Annotated in this window: 1 protein-coding gene; it reads left to right on the forward strand. The window is 45.3% G+C overall.

What is annotated here, in order from left to right:
• Window positions 1-563 (forward strand): acyl-CoA dehydrogenase domain-containing protein (locus R7R24_RS27840; protein ID WP_318120308.1); only part of this gene is annotated, 563 nt, incomplete at its 5' end.
• Window positions 564-636: the final 73 nt, after the last annotated feature.

The raw sequence follows: 636 nt of genomic DNA on the forward strand, positions 1-636 counted from the left end.
AAGATGAAGGGCGTCAGCAAGGCGACTTAAACTTCGTGCATTACGCTGTCCAATACTGTTTGTACAACGCAGCTAAATCGCTGAACGAAGCGTACGCAAACTTCCCAGTGAAATATGTTGGTGGCGTGTTGAAAGGCTTGTTATTCCCACTAGGGAATCACTTCGACAAACCAAGTGATGAGTTAAGTGTCAGCATTGCTGAAGCCATGATGACCCCAGGCGTGCAGCGTGACCGTTTAACCCACTTGTGTTACATCGGCAAATCCGAAAATGATAGCGTAGGTTTGATGGAAAATGCCTTCCTAGCCATGTACGACGTCAAACCATTGGAGCGTAAGCTAATGAAAGCAGCGAAAGATGGCAAAGTGGCTCGTAAAGGTCTTCTGCAAGATCGCTTACAGCAAGCACTTGAAGCTGGTGTGTTGACAGAGCAAGAGGTTGAAAAGATCACTGCTGCTGACCAACTTCGTTACAAAGCTATTCAAGTAGACCACTTCAGCCATGATTTCTCTGAAGTTCGTACTGATAGCCCGAAAAAATCACACTTGAATCCAGCAGCCTAATGAGTGAACCTCGGTAATGAAAAGCACCTCCTAGAGGTGCTTTTTTGTGTCTTTTATTTATGACAAGGAGAGA

The organism is Vibrio sp. 704, assembly GCF_033339295.1.